The following is a 20,205-nucleotide window of genomic DNA, read 5'->3' as shown; positions in this document are numbered from 1 at the left end:
TGCTGGCCGTGACGGAGTGGCCGACGGTGACGCTCCAGGTGATGCCGATCGACGCGGCGCCCAACCCCGGGGACGCGGGCGCGTTCACAGTCGTGTGCGTACCCGCGGATGCGCGGCGCGAGTGCGCGGCGCGGGTGCGCGGCGCGAGTGCGTACCCGCGGATGCGCGGCGCGAGTGCGTACCCGCGGATGCGCGGCGCGAGTGCGTACCCGCGGATGCGCGGCGCGAGTGCGCCGGTGCGTACCGCGGGTGCGCGGCGCGGATGCCTACCGCGGACGCGCGGCGCGGATGCCTACCGCGGACGCGCGGCGCGGATGCCTACCGCGGACGCGCGGCGCCGGTGCGTACCGCGGATGCATACCGCGGGTGCGCGGCGCGGATGCCTACCGCGGGTGCGCGGCGCGGATGTCAGGCCCGAGGGGTCACCTTCGTCAGGGCGTTGATGATGCGGTCCATCGCGTCGCCGCCCGTCGGGTCCGTCAGATTCGCCAGCAGCTTCAGCGTGAACCGCATCAGCATCGGATGCGTCAGCCCCCGCTGCGTCGCGAGCTTCATGACCTTCGGGTTGCCGATGAGCTTCACAAAGGCCCGGCCCAGCGTGTAGTAGCCGCCGTAGGTGTCCTTGAGCACCTTCGGGTAGCGCTGGAGGGCCAGTTCGCGCTGGGCGGGCGTGGCGCGGGCATGGGCCTGGACGATCACGTCCGCGGCGATCTGCCCGGATTCCATCGCATAGGCGATGCCCTCGCCGTTGAACGGGTTGACCATTCCGCCCGCGTCGCCCACCAGCAGCAGCCCGCGCGTGTAGTGCGGCTGGCGGTTGAAGGCCATCGGGAGGGCCGCGCCGCGGATCGGGCCGGTCATGTTCTCCGGGGTGTAGCCCCATTCCTCCGGCGTCGAGGCGCACCACGCCTTGAGGATCTCGCGCCAGTCCAGCTCCTTGAAGGAGGACGAGGTGTTGAGCACGCCGAGCCCGACATTGCTCGTACCGTCGCCCATGCCGAAGATCCAGCCGTAGCCGGGCAGCAGCCGGTCCTCCGGCCCCCGGCGGTCCCACAACTCCAGCCACGACTCCAGGTAGTCGTCGTCATGGCGGGGCGAGGTGAAGTACGTCCGCACGGCCACGCCCATCGGCCGGTCCTCGCGCCGGTGCAGCCCCATGGCGAGCGAGAGCCGGGTGGAGTTGCCGTCGGCCGCGACGACCAGCGGCGCGCGGAAGGTGACGGGCGTCTTCTCCTCGCCCAGCTTCGCCTCGACCCCGGTGATCCGGCCCGTACGGGCGTCGTTGATCGGGGCGCCCACATTGCAGCGCTCGTACAGCCGCGCGCCCGCCTTCTGCGCCTGCCGCGCGAGCTGCTCGTCGAAGTCGTCGCGCTTACGGACCAGGCCGTAGTTCGGATACGCGGCCAGGTCCGGCCAGTCGAGCTCCAGCCGTACCCCGCCGCCGAGGATCCGCAGACCCCGGTTGCGCAGCCAGCCCGCCTCCTCGGAGATGTCGATGCCCATGGCGACGAGTTGCTTGGTGGCGCGCGGGGTCAGCCCGTCGCCGCACACCTTCTCGCGCGGGAAGGCCGTCTTCTCCAGCAGGAGCACATCCAGGCCCGCCTTGGCCAGGTGGTACGCCGTGGTGGAGCCGGCCGGCCCGGCGCCGACGACGATCACATCGGCGGTGTGCTCCGAGAGGCCGGTCTCGGAGCCGCGGACCTCGGAGGACGCGCTCTCGGTGGGTGCGGTCTCGCTCACGCGGGGTCTCCCGAAGCCTCGGTAAGGGCGTCCCGGTCGCGCCGGGCACTGGACACCTGCAGTGTATGGGGGCGTACTCCGCCATTCGCGAAGGGCCGTCCCTCCCATGACCGTGACCCAGCCTGCCGTACGACTGCGCGTGCCGACCCCTGATGGCGCCGCGGCCTGGCACCGTGCCTTCGACCACCCGGAGGTGATGGAGTTCCACGGCGGGGCCTCCCACAACCTCGCCCACTACGAGGAGTTCACCGCCCGCCGGCGCGAGCACGCGGCGCGGCACGGCTTCTGCCTCTACACGCTGCTGGACGCCTCGTCGGAGGAGGTGGTGAGATCGAGATCGGCTGGCGGCTCGGCCGCGCGCACTGGGGCAAGGGATACGCCAAGGTCGCGGCCGAGGCCGCGCTGGAGCGGGCGCGGGCTGCCCGGGGCAGGCATGTGGGGGCGATGGTGCACGCGCGCAATGAGCGGTCGACAGCGGTGACGCGGAGGCTGGGCATGCGGGCTGCCGAGACGCTGGTGACACCGGTCTCGAAGTCCCCGGCCGTGTGCCCCCGGCTGGACCTGTGAAGGCCCCGGGCTCCGCCCCGGACCCCATGCGGCGGCTCCGCCCCCGGGCCCCCGCTCCTCAAACGCCTGACGGTATGGGGCGGGCGGCTCCGCGGCGGGCCCCGCCCGGTGCCGGGCCCGCGCGCGGCGCGGCGAAGGCAGCCGGCGGGCTGCGCCCCGGCCCTCCGGCACGCCTTCGAGCGTGTCCTCAATCTCCGCCGGCTGCCGCTGGGAGGTGCCCCCTGCCGGGCCGGATCGTGCCCGGCAGGGGAAGGATCCCGGGCGCGGGCTACGGCCTATGGGCGCGGTGGAGGGCCACCACGCCGCCCGTGAGGTTGCGCCAGGCCGGTCGTGACCAGCCGACGGATCGCAGGCGGGCGGCGAACGCCGGCTGGTCGGGCCAGGCGCGGATGGACTCGGCGAGGTAGACGTACGCGTCCGGATTGCTGCCGACCGCTGTCGCGATCGGCGGCAGCGCGCGCATCAGATACTCGGTGTAAACGGTGCGGAACGGCTCCCACGTCGGATGGCTGAACTCGCAGATGACGATCCGGCCGCCGGGCCGGGTCACCCGCAGCATCTCGCGCAGCGCACCCTCCGTGTCCTGGACGTTGCGCAGCCCGAAGGAGATGGTGACGGCGTCGAAGACCCCGTCCGCGAAGGGCAGCCGGGTCGCGTCGCCCGCCGTCAGCGGCAGTCGCGGGTGGCGCTTCTTGCCCTCCTTGAGCATCCCGAGCGAGAAGTCGCACGGCACCACGTACGCGCCCTCCGCCGCGAAGGGCAGCGAGGACGTACCCGTACCGGCGGCGAGGTCGAGCACCCGCTCACCGGCGCGTGCGCCGACGGCGCGGGCGACTGCCTTGCGCCACAGGCGGGCCTGCCCGAGCGACAGCACATCGTTGGTGAGGTCGTAGTTGGCCGCCACGTCGTCGAACATGGCGGCGACTTCGTGCGGCTGCTTGTCCAGGGATGCTCGGGTCACGTCCCTATTGTTCACCTCAGCGCGCCCCGGGTCCGCAGGGGGTCAGCGGCGGCGGTGCACCAGCCGCCCCGCGACGACTGTGGCCAGGCAGGCACCGTCCGCGTCGAAGACGGCCAGATCCGCGCGGCCGGCCGGGACGAGGGCGGGCGGGCGCGGCCGGTCGAGGACGGCGACGCCGCCGCGGTGGGCGGCCGCGCGCAGTTCGGGGTCGGTGAGATGCTCCGCGAGGACCGCCGTCGCGCCCCGCCGCAGCAGGGCGTGGATCCGCTCGCGCGGACTGGGCGCCTCCGGCACCGGGCCCTCGTGGACGAGGGCCGGGCCGAGTTCGCCGGGCCACTGTCGCAGCCGGGCCGTCGGATGGGTCCGGCGCAGCTCGTCCAGGGGGCCGACGGCCGTAATACGGTCGCCGTCGACCGCGACGGCGGCATCGTGCAGCGGCGCCGCGTCGTCAAGGGTGCGCCGGACGACAGGCGCCGCGTGGAGCGTGAGCATCAGCAGGCTCTCAGAAGGCTTTCAGGAGTGCTTTGAGGAGTGCTTTCAGGAGGCGTCGATCAGCTTCAGCTCGGGGTGGGCCGTGCCGCCGTCGATCGCGGTCGACGACAGATGCGAGACGACGTGGTCGTCGACCGGGTCGTTCGCGGGGTCGTCGTGCACCACCAGGTGCTCATACGTCGTCGCGCGCTGCGCGGGCACGCGGCCGGCCGCGCGGATGAGATGGAGCAGCTCCATCCGGTTGGAGCGGTGGCGGGCGCCGGCCGAGGAGACCACGTTCTCCTCCAGCATCACCGAGCCCAGGTCGTCCGCCCCGTAGTGCAGCGCCAGCTGACCGGCCTCCTTGCCGACGGTCAGCCAGGAACCCTGGATATGGGCGACGTTGTCGAGGAAGAGGCGGGCGATCGCGATCATCCGGAGATACTCGAAGACGGTCGCCTGCGTCTGACCCTTCAGATGGTTGTTCTCGGGCTGGTAGGTGTACGGGATGAAGGCGCGGAAGCCGCCCGTACGGTCCTGCACATCGCGGATCATCCGGATGTGCTCGATCCGCTCGGCGTTGGTCTCGCCCGTGCCCATCAGCATCGTGGAGGTGGACTCCACACCGAGGTTATGGGCGATCTCCATGATCTCCAGCCACCGCTCACCGGACTCCTTCAGCGGGGCGATGGCCTTGCGCGGCCGCTCCGGCAGCAGCTCGGCGCCCGCTCCCGCGAAGGAGTCGAGACCGGCCGCGTGGATCCGGCGGATCGCCTCCTCGGCCGTCACCCCCGAGATCCGCGACATGTGCTCGACCTCGGACGCCCCCAGCGAGTGGATCACCAGCTGGGGGAACTCCTTCTTGATGGCCGCGAAGTGCTTCTCGTAGTACTCCACGCCGTAGTCCGGGTGATGGCCGCCCTGGAACATGATCTGCGTGCCGCCGAGTTCGACGGTCTCCGCGCAGCGCCGCAGGATGTCGTCGAGATCGCGGCTCCAGCCCTTCTCGGTGTCCTTGGGCGGGGCGTAGAAGGCGCAGAACTTGCACGCCGTCACACAGACGTTGGTGTAGTTGATGTTCCGCTCGATGATGTACGTGGCGATGTGCTCGGTGCCCGCGTACCGACGGCGGCGCACCGCGTCGGCGGCGGCTCCCAGCGCGTGCAGCGGAGCGGACCGGTAGAGGTCGAGCGCCTCCTGCGGGGTGATACGACCCCCGGCGGCGGCACGGTCGAGGACTGCCTGCAGCTCTGCGTTCGCGGTCACCGGGGCGTACCTTTCGGAGGTTTACGGGCGGTCCGACCCAGCGTACGCCAGCACCTTTACGGCCCCCCGGGTGCGTGTCCCGTACACCGGTGCCCCCCGCTGGGGCTCATTGGAGCTTGCGCAGGGTACCCGTCGGGTTGCCCCCCGCCTCGTCCTTCGCCTTGTATGCGAGCGCGCCGTCGGACGTGAGCGTGAAGCGCTCGTCCGTCGACCCGTTGCTGCAGCCCTCCTGGGGCTCGGACCCCTTGAGCCGGGAGTCGAGCCGGAGTTGGGTCGGAGTCGCGGAGATGAGCTTCCAGGCGCTGTCGCAGCGCAGCACCGACAGCTTCACCCGGCCGCTCGCGACCTCCTGGCCGGTGCGGCCCTGCCGGAAGGTGATCGTCATCGTGCCGACGGGGATACCGGAGTCGGAGGTGAGATCGCCCTGCCAGGTGCCGAGGAACGCCGTGGGGACCGAGCCCTTGTCCGTGGCGGACGCTCCGGGGGAGGGGGGCTGGGTCTGTGCGCTGCCCTGGTCGGCGCTCTTGTCGTCGCCCCCGTTCCCGGGGAGTACGTGGAAGACGACCGCGGCGGTCGTCGCGGCGGCCAGCGCGCCCGCCACCGACAGCACCAAGGTGCAGCTGAGCGCCTTGGGCCGCTTCCGGCCGCCCATGGATGCGGAGAGCCCGATGCTGCGGCCGGCGCCGCTCGGGGCCGGGCGGTCGGCCGGATCCTTCGGGGGAATCCCGTTCCCGTACGACGGGTCGGGCGGGCCGAAGGCGCCCAGCACGAGCGGGATATCGGCGGGCGACGGGGTCTCGGGGGCCTGGGCGCGGGCCTGGGCGGCGGACGGCGCGGTCACGGGGCTCTCCGGGGTCTCCGGGGTCTTTGAGCTCTCGGCGGCGCGCGGCGGAACTATCGCCTCCGCCTCCAGGTCGAGCAGCTCCACCGCCTGCCGGCTCACCCGTTCGACCAGCGCACCCGGCAGCCAGCCGGACCGTACGAGCCCCGAGGCGCCGTCCGCCGGAGCGAGGCGGCGTGCGATCCGCTCCGGGGTGGGACGGTCGGCCGGATCCTTGGCGAGGCACGCGGCGACCAGATCGCGCAGCTCACCCGTGAGCTGCGGACCGAGCCGGGGCTCCTCGTGGACCACCTTGTACAGCAGCGCGGCCGAGCTGTCGCCCAGGAAGGGGCCCGCACCGGTCGCCGCGTACGCCAGCACCGCGCCCAGCGAGAAGACATCCGCCGGACCGCCGACGCCCTTGCCCAGGATCTGCTCGGGCGGCATATAGCCGGGCGAGCCGATGGAGGCGCCGGTGGAGGTCAGCGAGACCGTGCCCTCGGTGGCGCGGGCGATGCCGAAGTCGATCAACCGCGGGCCGTCGAGGGCGAGCAGCACATTGGACGGCTTGACGTCACGGTGGACGAGAGCGAGCGCGTGCACCGCGCCCAGCGCCTCCGCGAGGCCCGCGCCGAGGGTCCGTACCGTCGCCTCGGGCAGCGGGCCCTCGTCGGATACGGCCTGGCTGAGGGAGGGGCCCGCCACATACCCCGTGGCCACCCACGGAATACGGGCCTCCGGGTCGGCGTCCAGAACCGGCGCGGTCCAGGAGCCGCCGACCCGGCGTGCGGCCCCGACCTCGCGCCGGAAGCGGGCGCGGAACTCCTCGTCGAGCGCGAAATGCGCGTGCACCACCTTGACCGCTACCGTGCGCCCACCCGCGCTGCGCCCCACATAGACCCGGCCCATACCGCCCGACCCGAGCCGGCCGAGCAGCCGGTACGCGCCGATGACCTGTGGGTCGTCCGCTCCCAGCGGATCCATGGCGTTGCCTCCCCCTCGACTGCGCCGGTCCAGCTTAGGCGGCGACGGGGACGGGGCCCACTGCGGTTCCGCTCCGGCCCGTCAGGGGGTCGTGGCCGCGTCCAGCAGCTCCACCCGTACGTCCGCCGGGAAGCCGGTGTCCGGCCCCGTACGGCGGGCGAACTCCGCGATCCCCTTCAGCTGTGCCGCGCCGAGGCTGAAGTCGAGGGTGGTGAAGTACCGCTCCAGCACCGACGCCTCCAACTCCTCCCAGCGCGCCGCCTGCTCGGCGACCTTGCCGACCTCCTCCAGGGAGAGATTCCGGGAGGCCAGGAACGCCTCGTGCACCTTGCGCACGATCACCGGTTCGCGCTCCAGATAGTCGCGGCGGGCCGCCCATACGGCGAAGACGAAGGGGAGCCCGGTCCACTCCTTCCACAGCTCCCCGAGGTCGTACGCCTGAAGGCCCAGCCGGGGCGCGTCATGGAGGTTGGCGCGCAGCGCGGCGTCGCCGATCAGCACCGCCGCCTCCGCCTCCTGCATCATCAGGCTGAGATCGGGCGGGCAGGTGTAATAGTCGGGCGTGACCCCGTACCGCTCGGCGAGCAGCAGCTGAGCCAGGCGTACGGAGGTGCGCGAGGCCGAACCGAGCGCCACCCGCGCCCCGTCGAGCCGCTCCAGCGGCAGCTGCGAGACGATCACGCAGGACATCACGGGCCCGTCGCAGCCCACCGCGATGTCGGGGAGCGCCACCAGATCGTCGACGTTGCGCAGATACTCCACGAGGCTGATCGGGCCGATGTCGAGGTCGCCGCGGACCAGCAGGTCGTTCAGCGCGTCGGGCGTGGCCTTGGTGAGCTCGAAATCGAGGAGCGATCCGGTTCTGGCGAGACCCCAGTACAGCGGCATGCAATTGAGGTACTGGATGTGACCGACTTTGGGCCGGCTCCGACCATGGCCGGTAGCGCCTGTGACGCTTTCGGAGGCGTCGTGTGTACTCCGCGAGGGGGAACTCGGTGAATTGTCCACATCCGGAGGCTAGCCCCGGCCGCCACCGGGAAGGGCGGCGGGGTGATGGGCCGTGCCGCGTAATCTCGGGCCAGCAAGCGCTCGACCTGCAGTCCTATCCATCCCACGAGCCCCGGAAACCCCTCGTATTCGTGATCTTCGGCTCTTTCCCCGCGCACACGGTGCGTGCTAAGCTCGCCGCAAGTTGCAGTTTGGTTTCCCTTGCAGTACAGAGCCTGCGGAGCATGTAACCGCAGGCTTTTGTAGTTTTCAGACTTCTTGCAGGTTCTGGAGCAGGGCAACCCTTTGGCCCAAGGAGGGCTTTATGGCTACCGGAACCGTCAAGTGGTTCAACGCCGAGAAGGGCTTCGGCTTCATCGCCCAGGACGGCGGCGGCCCCGATGTCTTCGTTCACTACTCCGCGATCAACGCGTCTGGCTTCCGCTCGCTCGAGGAGAACCAGGCCGTGACCTTCGACGTCACTCAGGGCCCGAAGGGCCCGCAGGCCGAGAACGTCAGCGCGGTCTGATCCAGCACCACCCAAGGAGCCCTGCTCCCCCGCCACCAGCGGGGAAGCGGGGCTCCTGCCTTGCGCGCCTACGGCGCGGGTTGGAGGCGGCGCGGTGGGCCTCGGGCCCGACGCAAGCCGCGTCGAGCCCGAGGCCCGAGGCCGCCCGGTGCCATGGCGGCCCGCCCGGCACCCCCGCCCCCCGCATCGGCCGAGCCCATGGCCGATGGGGCTTCCGCAAGCCGCCGGGCAAGTCGCCGGGCCAAGCCGCCGGGCAATCCGCCGGGCAAGCCGTCCGGGCACACCAGCCTCACCTGATGTCGTTGCCGGGTGCGGCGCCGTCTCGCGCCTTCGGCGCCTTGGAGCACGGTCGGCAGGGGCGGGCCCGGGCCGCGTCGCCGGCTGCCGGGCCGCCGGTGACGGAGGCCGGTGGCGGCTCCCGTGATCCGGGGCTTGGGCCGATGCCGGACAGCGGGCCGGACACCCTGCCCCAAAAAATGCTTGATATGGCGCAAGCGTTTTATCAAGCGATTTCGTGAGGATGCCCGGCGTCGGGCCGGATGGTCCCAGCCCCCACATCACTGAGCCGCCACCGGCCGTCGCCCCGGGTCGGCCCGCAGACGGCGGCGGCGCGGGGCCCTCCGCCACCGACCGTGCCCCAAGGCGCCGAAGGCGCGAGACGACGCCCGCGCCCGGCCACACGCCCCAGCCAAGGCCGGGCCGTGGCGCCAGCGCCCCGACCAGGCCGGGCGCCCCGATCCACCAGACACGGCCACAGCGACGCCTGCCCACGTCGGGACAGGCCACCGGGCCGGTGGGCGGGGCGGGCGTCAGGGCTCGTCCGGGAGGATGCGGAAGTCGGCGAAGTCGAAGCCTGGGGAGTCCACACAGCTCACCAGGGCCTCCTCGTCCGTCGCGGGGCGGGCCGCTTGCCAGATGCCTGGGGGACGACGGCCTGGGGGCGTTGGCCGTCGGCGATGTCGGGGCCGAGGGTGATCTCCGCCGGGGTCGTGTCCGGTGTGTCGCCCGCGCCGCCCAACAGCAGGCGCAGGGGGCCACCGCTGTGCCACAGCCATAGCTCGGCCGAGCGCACGACATGCCAGCTCGACTCCTCGCCCGGGGTCAGCAGGAAGTAGATCGCCGTGGCCGTCGCGCGCTCGCCGTCGTAGCCCGGCGGATGGGCCGAGACCTCGCTGCGCCAGGTCTCCCGGTACCAGCCGCCCTCCGGATGCGGTCGGAGGCCGAGCCATTCGGCCGTCGCGGGCCGCCGGGTCGTGGCCATGGTGCTCACCGCTCTCACGCGTCCGTCAGGGCCTGTCGAGAATAACCGCAGGGCGCTCACGGTACGTAAGCGGTCCACGACGCACCGCTGACCGGCGCGCCCGATCGGACTATCGACTTTCCCGGGGCGCGGGCGGCGAACGGTGACATCGGCGATGGACTGGCCAGGGCGGCCGGCGGGCCGCCACGGGGCAACTGCGGCTGAGCGACGCCGCAGTGCGGGCCCACCCCGGCCACGGCGCGGGCCCACCCCGGGCCCAGCGCGCGGGACCACCGCGCACGCCCGCCCGGGGCTCCGCGGGGCCTAGCGGGCCGGGGCCCACGCCTCCCCCTGGAGTAGATTCCCCAGCCCCGCCCAGGCGAAGTTCATCAGGGTGGCCGCGGCCTCGTTGGCCGACGGCCCGCCCGTCCCACCCTCCTCGCCGTCGCCCGCCCACTCCGCCAGCGACTCGGCCGCCCCCACCAGCGCGTGTGCGAGCCCGGACACTTCCGCGCCTGCCAGCGTCCGGGCGTGCCCCGCCCCGCACCCGTGCTCCCGCGCCGCCGCCCCTATCAGCTGCGTCACGAACTCGACGATCTCCGCCCGCATCGCGGCCACTTCCCGCGTGAAGGACTGACCGTGCGTACGGGCCTGGACATGCAACAGCGCCCATCCGTCCGGGTGTTCGACGGTGTGCGCGAAGAAACCGCTCAGCCCGCTCCACAGCTGACGGTCGGCCGGCGCGCCCCGCTCGACGGCCGCCCGCACCGCCGCCACCAGCGAGGCGGCCTCGCGCCGTATGCACGCCGCGAACAGCTCTTCCTTCGAGTGGAGATAGAGATAGACCAGCGGCTTGGAGACCCCGGCCAGCTCGGCGATGTCGTCCATCGAGGCGTTCTGATAGCCGCTGCGCGCGAAGGCCCGCACCCCCGCGTCCAGCATCTGCTGCTCCCGCACCGCCCGCGGTACCCGCTTGCTCCTCGTCACACTGCCCACACAGGCCGCCCCCTCGATCGTGCCCCCGCACACATATCGCGGCAAGCCTACGTCGGAGGCGTGACACCGCTCTTGCCACGGAGCCTCAGCCGCCCCCACAGTCTCAACAGATCTCGCACAGCGCTCCGTTCAGCTCCACCCGCCCACCGCGCGAAGGAGAACGAACGATGCCGTCCCGCCGTCGCGCCCTCGCTGCTCAGCCCCGTACGGCGGCATGCCGCAGTCATCACTGCCGTGGCCGCCGTCGACGTGAACGCCATGCCCCCACCCACTCCCCGAGCCGATCGACGTCCCCACGACCGTACCGGCCGCATGCACAACAGCACTGTGCCCCCGGACCTCGGCGAGGCCCGGGGGGCACAAGCTGCCGGTACGGGCGGCGTTACGCGGCGGCCGGCTGCGGCTCCGTCGCGTCGGCCGCATCCGCGTCGTCGTCCAGGGGGGACGACTTGGCGTGGGCGTAGGCGTCGCGGTCGAGGATCTTCTCGCGGGCCGAGACGATGACCGGGATGAGGGCCTGGCCTGCGACGTTCGTCGCGGTCCTCATCATGTCCAGGACAGGGTCGATGGCCATCAGGAGGCCGACGCCCTCCAGGGGGAGGCCGAGGGTGGAGAGGGTCAGGGTCAGCATGACCGTGGCGCCGGTGAGGCCGGCGGTGGCGGCGGAGCCGATGACCGAGACGAAGGCGATGAGGAGGTAGTCACCGACGCCGAGGGGGACGTCGAAGATCTGGGCGATGAAGATCGCGGCGATCGCAGGGTAGATCGAGGCGCAGCCGTCCATCTTCGTCGTCGAGCCGAACGGCACGGCGAAGGAGGCATACTCCTTGGGGACGCCGAGGCGCTCGGTGACCTTCTGGGTCAGCGGCATGGTGCCGACCGAGGAGCGGGAGACGAAGGCGAGCTGGATGGCGGGCCAGGCGCCCTTGAAGAAGTTCAGGGGGTTGACCTTGGCGACCGTCGAGAGCAGCAGCGGATAGACGCCGAACATGACCAGCGCGCAGCCGATGTAGATGTCGGCGGTGAAGGTCGCGTACTTGCCGATGAGGTCCCAGCCGTATTCGGCGATGGCGTAGCCGATGAGGCCGAGGGTGCCCAGCGGGGCGAGGCGGATGACCCACCACAGGGCCTTCTGGAGCAGTTGGAGCACCGACTGGCTCAGGGTGAGGATGGGCTGTGCCTTCTCGCCGAGCTGGAGGGCGGCGACGCCCGCGACGGCGGCGAGGAAGACGATCTGCAAGACGTTCAGCTGGGTGAACGGCGTGATGATGTCGGTCGGCACGATGCCGGTGAGGAAGTCCAGCCAGGAGCCCGCGTGGTCGGGCTTGGCGCCGTCCTTGGGGGTGAGGCCGGTGCCGGCGCCGGGGTTGGTGAGCAGGCCGATGGTCAGGCCGATGGCGACCGCGATCAGCGAGGTGGCCATGAACCACAGCAGGGTGCGGGTCGCCAGCCGGGCGGCGTTGTTGACGTTCCGCAGGTTGGTGATCGAGATCAGGATCGCGAAGAAGACCAGCGGGGCGACGGCGAGCTTCAGCAGCTGGACGAAGATCGTGCCGATCTTGTCGAGCGTGGTGATCAGCCAGCTGACATCACCGCTGCGGGCGACCCAGCCGAGCAGTACGCCGAGGACGAGCCCGAGCAGGATCTGGGCCCAGAACGGCACCTTGGGCAGGCGGAAGGACGACGACGTCTTGGCGGACGCCTCGGGGACGGACGACAACGGACACACTCCGGGAGCGCTGAGAGGGGGGAGAGAAAAGCCGGGAGTCCGTACGGGATCTCCGGCCGCTGTACGCGAGAGGGTCAGCGGCGGCGACAGGCCGCGGACAGGCAGCGGCAAAGATCGATGTGCAGGCGCGCCACGAGCGGAACGCTCGCTGCGATAGGAGGCGCGGCTGCTGTCTTCATGACAAGCAGATTAACACCCGCGGCTTTGGGGATCCCAAAGAAAGTGTTTGAGGTGCCAGGGGCCGGAAACAGCTCAACGCCCCCTGCGCCAGCGGGTGCTGGCGCAGGGGGCGCCGGAGTGGAGTGCGGGGGTGTGTGAGGAGGGTTACAGATCCGCGCCGGTCAGACGCCGTCCTCCTGGCTCTGGTTCGCCGCCAGCCGCTCCTTGGCCCGGTCCACCTTCTCGGCGACCTGCACCGCCATGGCGTCCCGCTGCTTGCGCAGCAGGACCCAGCTGAGCGGCGCGGAGACGATCAGGGCGAGCAGCGCCACCCAGAACAGATTGGACCTGCCGAGGCCGGCGGGGAGCACCCGGAAGTAGACCATGGCCCAGATGGCCAGGAACGCGGCGACGAAGATCCCCAGACGCATGAGGGAGTAGCGGAACGCGGCACTCGGCTTGAGGGACACGGCTCGTCTCTTTCTGCTGGGAGATCCTGCCCTTCCAGTGAATCACGGCCGCTTGTCGATCAATTCAGTGGCAGCCACATGGTGATGTCGTCCCGGAACTCGCCGTCCCCGACCCGGATCGCGTCCGGCACCCGGCCGACCTCCTTATAGCCGCAGGCGCCGTAGAACCGCTCCAGCCCGTGGCCGCCGCGGCAGGTCAGCCGTATCCCGGTGATCCCGGCCATGCCGCGCGCCGCGTCCTCGGCGGCGGCCATAAGGGCGCGGCCGTAGCCCTTGCCCTGGTGGGAGGGGTGGACCATGACGGTGTAGAGCCAGCACCAGTGGCGCATCAGCCGATGGGTGTTGAGCCCGAAGACGGCGGTCGCGGCGACCGCCCCGTTCTCATCGCGCCCGACGAGCAGCCGGGCGCGGTCCTCGGCCATGGCGACGAGGTGTTTGACCAGCTCGGTGCGGACGTCGTCGACGGTGACGGGCGGGACGAAACCGACGGCGCCGTCCGCGTTCGAGGTGTCGGCCCACAGCGCGCAGATGCCGTCCCGCAGCTCGGGGGAGACGGCGGGGTCGAGTTCGAAGGTCAGCGGCATACGGGCGACGATACTCATGCGCGGTGACAGCCCGCCCGGCTCGCCCGGCCACCGAGACCGGCTCAGCGAGACGCCCGGCTCAGTGAGACGCCCGGCTCACCTGAGCGTCTCCGCCGCCACCCTCAGGTCCGACACCAGGCCGGCATACGCGGCCTCCTGGTCGTCGGCCCGTAGGACGGCGGAGGGGTGGATCGTGGGGACGACCGGCTCTCCGCGCGCCGGCCCCGCCTCGTCGCCCTCCAGCCGCATTCCGCGCTGCTTGGTCACCCGGAACGACGGCCCCAGCAGCGCCTTCCCGGCCGTCGCGCCCAGCGCGACGATCACCTCGGGATCGATCAGCGCCAGCTCCGCCGCCAGCCACGGCGCGCACGCGGAGATCTCGCGCAGGCTCGGCGGCTTGTGGATCCGGCGCTTGCCGCGCTCGGGGACGTAGGTGAACTTGAAGTGCTTGACGGCGTTGGTGGTGTACGTCTCGTCCGGGTCGATACCGGCCTCGTCCAGGGCCCGGTTCAGCACCTTGCCCGCCGGGCCGACGAACGGCTTCCCCTGCCGGTCCTCCTGGTCGCCCGGCTGCTCGCCGACGAGGACCACCCGGGCGTCCGCGTCCCCCGCCCCGAAGACGGTCTGCGTCGCCTCACGGTGCAGCGGGCAGCCCCGGCACTCGGCCGCCGCCTGCCGGAGGGCCGCCAGGTCGGCGCCCTCCGGGACGAAGGGGGCGGCGGTGTACGCGTCCTCAGGGCTCTCGGGACTCTCGGGACTCGCAGCTCGGGCCATGCGCCCCGAGTGCCCCGCTCAGCGGCCGCTCAGACAGCGGCGCCGCGGCAACCCGTCGTACGGCCGCCGCAGGCCGCCACAGGAGGCCGCTCACACCCGCATCGGCTGGGGCGCCTCGCGCCGCGCCGGGTCCGGACCCTCGTACTCGCGGATGGTCTCGTAGCGGGTGTTCCGCTCCACCGGGCGGAAGCCGGCGTCCCGGATCAGGTCCAGCAGATCGTCGCGGGTCAGCTTGTTCGGGGTGCCGTAGTTGTCCGCGTCGTGCGTGATCTTGTACTCGACGACCGAGCCGTCCATGTCGTCCGCGCCGTGGTTGAGCGCGAGCTGGGCGGTCTGGACGCCGTGCATCACCCAGAAGACCTTGACGTGCGGGACGTTGTCGAACAGCAGCCGCGAGACCGCGAAGGTCTTCAGCGCCTCCGCGCCCGTGGCCATGGTCGTACGGGCCTGAAGGCGGTTGCGGATCTTGCCGTCCTTCATGTCCACGAAGTCGTGCTGGTAGCGCAGCGGGATGAAGACCTGGAAGCCGCCGGTCTCGTCCTGCAGCTCACGCAGGCGCAGGACGTGGTCCACCCGGTGGCGGGGCTCCTCGATGTGGCCGTACAGCATCGTGGACGGGGTCTTCAGCCCCTTCTCGTGTGCGAGCCGGTGGATGCGCGACCAGTCCTCCCAGTGGGTGTCGTGGTCGACGATGTGCTGCCGCACCTCCCAGTCGAAGATCTCCGCGCCGCCGCCGGTCAGCGACTCCAGACCGGCGTCGATCAGCTCGTCGAGGATCTCGGAGGCGCTGAGCCCGGAGATCTTCTCGAAGTGGTGGATCTCGGTGGCGGTGAAGCACTTCAGCGAGACCTGCGGCAGGGCCTCCTTGAGCGCCTTCAGCGACCGCGGGTAGTAGCGCCAGGGGAGGGTGGGGTGCAGGCCGTTGACGATATGGAGCTCGGTGAGGTTGTCGTTCTCCATCGCCTTGGCGAGGCGGACGGCCTCCTCGATGCGCATCGTGTACGCGTCCTTCTCGCCGGGCTTGCGCTGGAAGGAGCAGTACGCGCAGGACGCGGTGCACACGTTCGTCATGTTGAGGTGGCGGTTGACGTTGAAGTGGACGACGTCGCCGTTCTTCCGCGTGCGCACCTCATGGGCGAGACCGCCGAGCCAGGCCAGATCGTCGGACTCGTACAGGGCGATGCCGTCCTCGCGCGAGAGCCGCTCCCCGGCGCGGACCTTCTGCTCCAACTCCCGCTTGAAACCCACGTCGTGTGTGGTCGCCGTCACGCGGCCGCCTCCCATGCGTCTGCCCTAGGTCTGCCGATGCCGGCCTCGGCCGTCTGCCGGTATGGGCCTCGGCCGTCTGCCGATGTCGGCTTCGGCCGAGACTACGCCTCGATGTCCTCGGGGAGTTCCCCGACCCGGTTCTCCCATTTCGTGGACAACACGATCGTGGTGCGGGTGCGCGAGACGCCCTTGGTGCCGGAGAGCCGCCGGATGGTCCGCTCCAGGCCGTCCACGTCCGAGGCGCGCACCTTGAGCATGTACGAGTCGTCGCCCGCGATGAACCAGCAGTCCTCGATCTCGGCCAGGTCGCGCAGCCGGTGCGCCACGTCCTCGTGGTCGGTGGAGTCGGAGAGCTGAATGCCGATCAGGGCGGTGACCCCGAGCCCGAGGGATGTGGCGTCGACGGTCGCGCGATAGCCGGTGATGACCCCGGCCGCCTCCAGGCGGTTGATCCGGTCCGTAACGCTGGGCCCGGAGAGGCCGACGAGCCTGCCGAGCTCCGCGTACGAGGCCCTGCCGTTCTCCCGCAGGGCCTGGATGAGTTGCCTGTCTACCGCGTCCATATGCCGTGCGCCTTCCATTATTCAAAGCCAGAGCGTCATTACATGTAGAATCTAAGGCACTAGGGCCACAAGCCCTGCAAATCTTCTAGTCGATCGATCGGTTTTCCTCAGGAGATGAGACTCACCATGTACACGATCGAGGGTCTTGAAGCCCGCATGCTCGAGCTGCGGGACCTGGCCAACCGCTCGCGTGCGAACGTCCGTCCCGCCTCCCGCACGGCCCGCCGCGCGGCCGTCGTAGCGGCCCGCGCCGCGCGCGCCCGCAACCGCTGGACGCGCTGAGCAGCCCGTACCGAGGCCGACTAGCCCCTCCCCCGGTCCCCACCGAGTTCCCCCTCCCACCGGCGGTACAGCTTGTGCGGCACCCCCGCCGCGTCCAGGGCCCGCCCCGCGACGAAGTCCACCAGATCCTGGATATGCGTCGCCCCCGCGTAGAACGCCGGCGAGGCGGGCAGCACGACCGCGCCCGCCTCGTCCAGCGTCACCAGATGCCTGAGCGTCTGTCCGTTGAGCGGCGTCTCCCGCACCGCCACCACGAGCCTGCGCCGCTCCTTGAGCGTCACGCTCGCGGCCCGCTGCAGCAGATCCTTCGACAGGCCCAGCGCCACCCCCGCCACGCACGCCGTGCTCGCCGGGACGATCAGCATCCCCTTGACCAGGTACGAGCCGGAGGACGGCCCGGCGGCGAGATCCCCGGCCGCCCAGTGCCGTACGTCGGCCGCCTCCACCTCCACATCGAAGGCGTCGGGCGTGCCGTCCGCGCCGCGCGCCAGCCAGCGGCGCAGATCGTCCCGCCAGTGCGCGTCCCGGAACGCGATCCCCGTCTCGTCCAGCAGCGTCAGCCGTGACGCCCGACTGATCACCAGGTCCACGGCCTCCCCCGCCTCCAGCAGCGCGCGCAGCACCGAGGCGGCGTACGGCGTCCCGGACGCGCCGGACACACCGACCACCCAGGGCCGGCGCCTGCTCGCCGCTTCGTGCGGCTGTTCGTGCGGCCTGTAGTACGGCTCGTGCGGCGGCTCCACACACCGAGCCTATCCGGCGCTATCCGGCGGCTGTCACAGGCTCAGGCCCCGCACCACCAGGTCCAGCAGCGCACAGCAGAACAGCGCGATCCCGATGAAGCCGTTGACCGTGAAGAAGGCCCGGTTCAGCCGCGACAGATCGCCCGGCCGCACGATGGAATGCTCGTACCCGAACGCCGCCGCGACGATCACCAGACCCAGCCAGAAGAAGAGCCCGGCGTCCGTGGCCAGCGCGTACCAGGCCAGGAGCAGGGTGGTGACGACATGGCAGGCACGCGCGCCGTACAGCGCCCCCGGGATCCCGAAGCGGGCCGGCACCGACCGCACCCCGTGCGCCCGGTCGGCCGCCACGTCCTGGCAGGCGTAGATCAGGTCGAAGCCGCCGATCCAGATGCCGATCGCGAGCCCGAGGATCACCGCGTCCCAGGACCACTCCCCCGTGACCCCGATCCAGGCGCCGACCGGGCCCATGGCCTGGGCCAGGCCCAGGATGGCGTGCGGGAAGTCGGTGAACCGCTTTCCGTACGGATAGACCACCATCGGCACTACCGCGACCGGCGCCAGCGCCAGGCACAGCGGGCCCAGCAGCCCCGCCGCGCCCAGGAAGACGGCGAGCGCGATGAGCGCGCCGGTCCAGGCGGTACGCACCGACATGGCGCCGGTGACCAGCTCGCGGCCCGCGGTGCGCGGATTGCGGGCGTCGATCTCGCGGTCGATGATCCGGTTGCAGGCCATCGCGAAGGTGCGCAGGCCCACCATCGCGATCGTGATCAGCAGGAGCCGCATCCAGTGGACCGTGCCGTCCCACAGCTGCATCGCGGTCAGCGCGGCGGTGTAGGCGAAGGGCAGGGCGAAGACGGAATGCTCGATCATCACCAGGCGCAGGAACGCCGGAACACCCCCGCCACGGCGGGGACCAGCCGCCCTGCCGTCCCCGATGACGGCCTCTCCGCTCACAGTCCGTACTCCTTCCAGCGCTTTGTCACCCGATCGGCTACGTCTGGGTCGGACTCGACCATGCGCGGCCAGCCGCCGTCGCGCGTATAGCCCTCCTCGGGCCACTTCGCGGTGGCGTCGATACCCGCCTTGCCACCCCAGAACTGCTGGTACGAGGCGTGGTCGAGATGGTCGACGGGGCCCTCGACCACGGTCAGGTCGCGGGCATAGTCCGTGTTGCCCAGCGCGCGCCAGGAAACCTCGTGCAGATCGTGGACATCACAGTCGGCGTCGACCACGACGATCAGCTTGGTGAGGGACATCATGTGGGCGCCCCAGATGGCGTGCATCACCTTTTGGGCGTGTTTGGGGTACTTCTTGTCGATCGAGACGATCGCACAGTTGTGGAAGCCGCCCGACTCGGGGAGGTGGTAGTCCACGATGTCCGGGATGATGATCTTGAGCAGCGGGAGGAAGAACCGCTCGGTCGCCCTCCCCAGCGGCCCGTCCTCGGTCGGGGGCCGGCCCACCACGATCGACTGGAGCAGCGGCCGCCGTCGCATCGTCACACAGTCGATGGTCAGCGCCGGGAACGGCTCCTGCGGCGTGTAGAAGCCGGTGTGGTCGCCGAACGGGCCCTCCGGCAGCGTCTTCCCGGGTTCCAGCCATCCCTCGATGACCACCTCGGCGTTGGCCGAGACCTGGAGCGGCACCGTCTTGCAGTCGACCATCTCGATCCGCTTGCCCTGGATGAACCCCGCGAAGAGGTACTCGTCGATATCGCCGGGCAGCGGCGCGGTGGACGCGTACGTCACGGCGGGCGGGCAGCCGAACGCGATCGCGACCGGCAGCTTCTCGCCCCGCCTGGCCGCCACTTGGTAGTGGTTGCGGCTGTCCTTGTGGATCTGCCAGTGCATACCGATGGTGCGGCGGTCATGGCGCTGGAGGCGGTAGAGGCCGAGGTTGCGCACCCCGGTCTCCGGATGCTTGGTGTGCGTGAGGCCGAGATTGAAGAAGGACCCGCCGTCCTCGGGCCAGGTGAACAGCGCCGGGAGCGCGTCCAGATCGACGTCGTCACCGGTCAGGACCATCTCCTGGACCGGCGCCTCCTTCACCTTCCTCGGCGGGACATGCGCCATCGCGCCGAGCTTTCCGAACGCCTCGCGCAGCCCGCCGAAGCCCTGCGGCAGCTCGGGCTTGACCAGCCCGCCGATCTTCTCGCTGATCTCGTCGTACGAGGTGAGCCCGAGGGCCTTGAGGAGACGGCGGTCGGTGCCGAAGACATTCATGGCCAGCGGCATGGCCGCGCCCTTGACGTTCTCGAAGAGCAGCGCGGGGCCGCCCGCCTTGTTGACCCTGTCGACGATCTCGCCGATCTCCAGATATGGATCGACTTCGGCCTTGACCCGCTTGAGGTCGCCTTCCCTGTCCAGCGCCCGCAGAAAGGAACGAAGATCGTCATAAGCCATGCGTCCCAGTATCCGGTACGCACTACCCTGGTCCCGTAACTGGGGCCCGTACGACCGGCCCCGATCACCACACGCAGGGGGATCGCCTCATGCTCCGGGTGCTGATGATCCTGGTGCCGCTGGCACTGAGCATCTATGCGTTCATCGACTGCATCACCACCGACGAGCAGGACATCCGCTATATCCCCAAGCCCCTCTGGGCGATCCTCGTCCTGCTGTTCCCGGTCGTCGGCTCCATCTCCTGGCTGATCGTGGGCCGCAAGCGCGCCATCGCCGAGGGCGGTCCGTGGGGCGGGACGCGCGGCGCGGGCGGCGCGCGCGACTGGGTCGCGCCGGACGACAACCCCGACTTCCTGAAGTCCCTGGGGGAGAACGAGCAGCAGCCCGATCCGCCGGAGGACGAGGAGGAGAGGGACGAGGAGCCGAGGGACGAGGAGCGGCTGAAGAGCTGGGAGGCGGATCTGCGCCGCCGCGAGGAGGAGCTGCGCCGCAAGGGCGAGGGCCCCGGCTCCGGTTCCGGTTCCGGCCCCGACGACACCCCGCCGCCCGCCGCCTCCTGAGGAGTCCGCCGGGCCAGTTCCGGATCGGCACCCACTCGGCACTTCCGAACGGCGACGGCCGGCTCCCGTGACCCGCGTCACAGGAACCGGCCGTCGTCGCGGTGCG

At 71.1% G+C, this 20,205-nt stretch carries 19 protein-coding genes and 2 pseudogenes; 4 read left to right on the top strand and 17 right to left on the bottom strand.

The window, feature by feature from the left end; all coding sequences use genetic code 11:
• Window positions 1–408 precede the first annotated feature (408 nt).
• A complete protein-coding gene (locus tag ABZS71_RS31830; protein ID WP_355843562.1) occupies window positions 409–1,740 on the bottom strand; it encodes a geranylgeranyl reductase family protein in 1,332 nt (443 codons plus the stop codon).
• Between the two features lie 106 nt (window positions 1,741–1,846).
• On the opposite strand from ABZS71_RS31830, the pseudogene ABZS71_RS31825 reads away from it, so the two are divergent.
• A pseudogene (locus ABZS71_RS31825) lies at window positions 1,847–2,307 on the top strand (GNAT family N-acetyltransferase).
• 268 nt (window positions 2,308–2,575) lie between these two features.
• Here the strand turns inward: ABZS71_RS31825 and ABZS71_RS31820 are convergent.
• The 5 genes from ABZS71_RS31820 to ABZS71_RS31800 all read right to left on the bottom strand — a co-directional run bounded on the left by ABZS71_RS31820 (window position 2,576) and on the right by ABZS71_RS31800 (window position 7,715).
• Window positions 2,576–3,268 carry a demethylmenaquinone methyltransferase gene (locus tag ABZS71_RS31820; protein ID WP_356215571.1) on the bottom strand — a complete coding sequence of 231 codons (693 nt, stop codon included), beginning with the start codon at window positions 3,266–3,268 and terminating at the stop codon, window positions 2,576–2,578.
• 42 nt (window positions 3,269–3,310) lie between these two features.
• A complete protein-coding gene (locus tag ABZS71_RS31815; protein WP_355843571.1) occupies window positions 3,311–3,760 on the bottom strand; it encodes a hypothetical protein in 450 nt (149 codons plus the stop codon).
• A 45-nt stretch (window positions 3,761–3,805) separates the two neighbouring features.
• The gene (gene mqnC / locus ABZS71_RS31810; protein WP_355843574.1) at window positions 3,806–5,005 is read right to left on the bottom strand and encodes a cyclic dehypoxanthinyl futalosine synthase; all 1,200 of its coding nucleotides are present in this window, start codon (window positions 5,003–5,005) and stop codon (window positions 3,806–3,808) included.
• Window positions 5,006–5,111: 106 nt separating this feature from the next.
• Entirely contained in the window at window positions 5,112–6,809 is a 1,698-nt protein-coding gene (locus ABZS71_RS31805; protein ID WP_356215569.1) for a protein kinase, read from the bottom strand.
• Window positions 6,810–6,890: 81 nt separating this feature from the next.
• Entirely contained in the window at window positions 6,891–7,715 is an 825-nt protein-coding gene (locus ABZS71_RS31800) for a menaquinone biosynthesis protein (protein WP_356215579.1), read from the bottom strand.
• Window positions 7,716–8,121: 406 nt separating this feature from the next.
• On the opposite strand from ABZS71_RS31800, the gene ABZS71_RS31795 reads away from it, so the two are divergent.
• Window positions 8,122–8,325, top strand: a complete 204-nt coding sequence (locus ABZS71_RS31795; protein WP_009715975.1) for a cold-shock protein — start codon at window positions 8,122–8,124, stop codon at window positions 8,323–8,325.
• A gap of 809 nt (window positions 8,326–9,134) precedes the next feature.
• Here ABZS71_RS31795 and ABZS71_RS31790 read toward each other — a convergent pair.
• From ABZS71_RS31790 to ABZS71_RS31755, 8 genes and pseudogenes are all read right to left on the bottom strand, one after another.
• Window positions 9,135–9,586 (bottom strand): annotated as a pseudogene (locus tag ABZS71_RS31790) (cupin domain-containing protein).
• Window positions 9,587–9,889: 303 nt separating this feature from the next.
• Window positions 9,890–10,507 carry a TetR/AcrR family transcriptional regulator gene (locus ABZS71_RS31785; RefSeq protein ID WP_356215577.1) on the bottom strand — a complete coding sequence of 206 codons (618 nt, stop codon included), beginning with the start codon at window positions 10,505–10,507 and terminating at the stop codon, window positions 9,890–9,892.
• Window positions 10,508–10,943: 436 nt separating this feature from the next.
• Window positions 10,944–12,281 carry a dicarboxylate/amino acid:cation symporter gene (locus ABZS71_RS31780; RefSeq protein ID WP_356215567.1) on the bottom strand — a complete coding sequence of 446 codons (1,338 nt, stop codon included), beginning with the start codon at window positions 12,279–12,281 and terminating at the stop codon, window positions 10,944–10,946.
• Window positions 12,282–12,631: 350 nt separating this feature from the next.
• On the bottom strand, window positions 12,632–12,919 hold the full coding sequence (locus ABZS71_RS31775; protein ID WP_356215565.1) for a DUF4229 domain-containing protein: 288 nt from the start codon (window positions 12,917–12,919) through the stop codon (window positions 12,632–12,634).
• Between the two features lie 59 nt (window positions 12,920–12,978).
• Window positions 12,979–13,503, bottom strand: a complete 525-nt coding sequence (locus ABZS71_RS31770) for a GNAT family N-acetyltransferase (RefSeq protein ID WP_356215562.1) — start codon at window positions 13,501–13,503, stop codon at window positions 12,979–12,981.
• A gap of 96 nt (window positions 13,504–13,599) precedes the next feature.
• Window positions 13,600–14,277, bottom strand: a complete 678-nt coding sequence (locus tag ABZS71_RS31765) for a UdgX family uracil-DNA binding protein (protein WP_356215560.1) — start codon at window positions 14,275–14,277, stop codon at window positions 13,600–13,602.
• A gap of 90 nt (window positions 14,278–14,367) precedes the next feature.
• Window positions 14,368–15,561: an aminofutalosine synthase MqnE gene (gene mqnE / locus ABZS71_RS31760; RefSeq protein ID WP_356215558.1), complete on the bottom strand. Its 1,194-nt coding sequence runs from the start codon at window positions 15,559–15,561 to the stop codon at window positions 14,368–14,370.
• An 86-nt stretch (window positions 15,562–15,647) separates the two neighbouring features.
• Window positions 15,648–16,109 (bottom strand): Lrp/AsnC family transcriptional regulator, encoded by a 462-nt coding sequence (locus ABZS71_RS31755; protein WP_355843602.1) that lies wholly within the window; start codon window positions 16,107–16,109, stop codon window positions 15,648–15,650.
• Between the two features lie 114 nt (window positions 16,110–16,223).
• Between ABZS71_RS31755 and ABZS71_RS31750 the strand changes: the two genes are divergently transcribed.
• Window positions 16,224–16,391, top strand: coding sequence for a hypothetical protein (locus ABZS71_RS31750; protein ID WP_356215556.1), 168 nt, complete (start codon window positions 16,224–16,226; stop codon window positions 16,389–16,391).
• Window positions 16,392–16,411: 20 nt separating this feature from the next.
• On the opposite strand, the gene ABZS71_RS31745 is transcribed toward ABZS71_RS31750, so the two are convergent.
• The 3 genes from ABZS71_RS31745 to ABZS71_RS31735 are packed head-to-tail and all read right to left on the bottom strand — an operon-like array spanning window position 16,412 to window position 19,539.
• Complete coding sequence (locus tag ABZS71_RS31745; RefSeq protein WP_356215554.1) at window positions 16,412–17,134, bottom strand: UbiX family flavin prenyltransferase; 723 nt, start codon at window positions 17,132–17,134, stop codon at window positions 16,412–16,414.
• A 33-nt stretch (window positions 17,135–17,167) separates the two neighbouring features.
• On the bottom strand, window positions 17,168–18,073 hold the full coding sequence (gene mqnP, locus ABZS71_RS31740; protein WP_356215575.1) for a menaquinone biosynthesis prenyltransferase MqnP: 906 nt from the start codon (window positions 18,071–18,073) through the stop codon (window positions 17,168–17,170).
• Between the two features lie 14 nt (window positions 18,074–18,087).
• Entirely contained in the window at window positions 18,088–19,539 is a 1,452-nt protein-coding gene (locus ABZS71_RS31735) for a menaquinone biosynthesis decarboxylase (protein ID WP_356215552.1), read from the bottom strand.
• An 89-nt stretch (window positions 19,540–19,628) separates the two neighbouring features.
• On the opposite strand from ABZS71_RS31735, the gene ABZS71_RS31730 reads away from it, so the two are divergent.
• A complete protein-coding gene (locus tag ABZS71_RS31730; RefSeq protein WP_356215550.1) occupies window positions 19,629–20,099 on the top strand; it encodes a PLD nuclease N-terminal domain-containing protein in 471 nt (156 codons plus the stop codon).
• Window positions 20,100–20,205 lie beyond the last annotated feature (106 nt).

The organism is Streptomyces sp. NPDC005393 (genome assembly GCF_040606675.1).
Taxonomy (GTDB): domain Bacteria; phylum Actinomycetota; class Actinomycetes; order Streptomycetales; family Streptomycetaceae; genus Streptomyces.
This window is presented reverse-complemented; position numbering and strand designations above follow the sequence as displayed.

Excerpts from the sequence above, each read along its gene's own strand:
- ABZS71_RS31735 (WP_356215552.1), bottom strand. The coding sequence starts at position 19,539 with ATGGCTTATGACGATCTTCGTTCCTTTCTGCGGGCGCTGGACAGGGAA.
- mqnE (WP_356215558.1), bottom strand. The coding sequence starts at position 15,561 with ATGGGAGGCGGCCGCGTGACGGCGACCACACACGACGTGGGTTTCAAG.
- ABZS71_RS31755 (WP_355843602.1), bottom strand. The coding sequence starts at position 16,109 with ATGGACGCGGTAGACAGGCAACTCATCCAGGCCCTGCGGGAGAACGGC.
- ABZS71_RS31750 (WP_356215556.1), top strand. The coding sequence starts at position 16,224 with ATGAGACTCACCATGTACACGATCGAGGGTCTTGAAGCCCGCATGCTC.
- ABZS71_RS31770 (WP_356215562.1), bottom strand. The coding sequence starts at position 13,503 with ATGCCGCTGACCTTCGAACTCGACCCCGCCGTCTCCCCCGAGCTGCGG.
- ABZS71_RS31795 (WP_009715975.1), top strand. The coding sequence starts at position 8,122 with ATGGCTACCGGAACCGTCAAGTGGTTCAACGCCGAGAAGGGCTTCGGC.
- ABZS71_RS31785 (WP_356215577.1), bottom strand. The coding sequence starts at position 10,507 with ATGCTGGACGCGGGGGTGCGGGCCTTCGCGCGCAGCGGCTATCAGAAC.
- ABZS71_RS31815 (WP_355843571.1), bottom strand. The coding sequence starts at position 3,760 with ATGCTCACGCTCCACGCGGCGCCTGTCGTCCGGCGCACCCTTGACGAC.
- ABZS71_RS31765 (WP_356215560.1), bottom strand. The coding sequence starts at position 14,277 with ATGGCCCGAGCTGCGAGTCCCGAGAGTCCCGAGAGCCCTGAGGACGCG.
- ABZS71_RS31805 (WP_356215569.1), bottom strand. The coding sequence starts at position 6,809 with ATGGATCCGCTGGGAGCGGACGACCCACAGGTCATCGGCGCGTACCGG.
- ABZS71_RS31730 (WP_356215550.1), top strand. The coding sequence starts at position 19,629 with ATGCTCCGGGTGCTGATGATCCTGGTGCCGCTGGCACTGAGCATCTAT.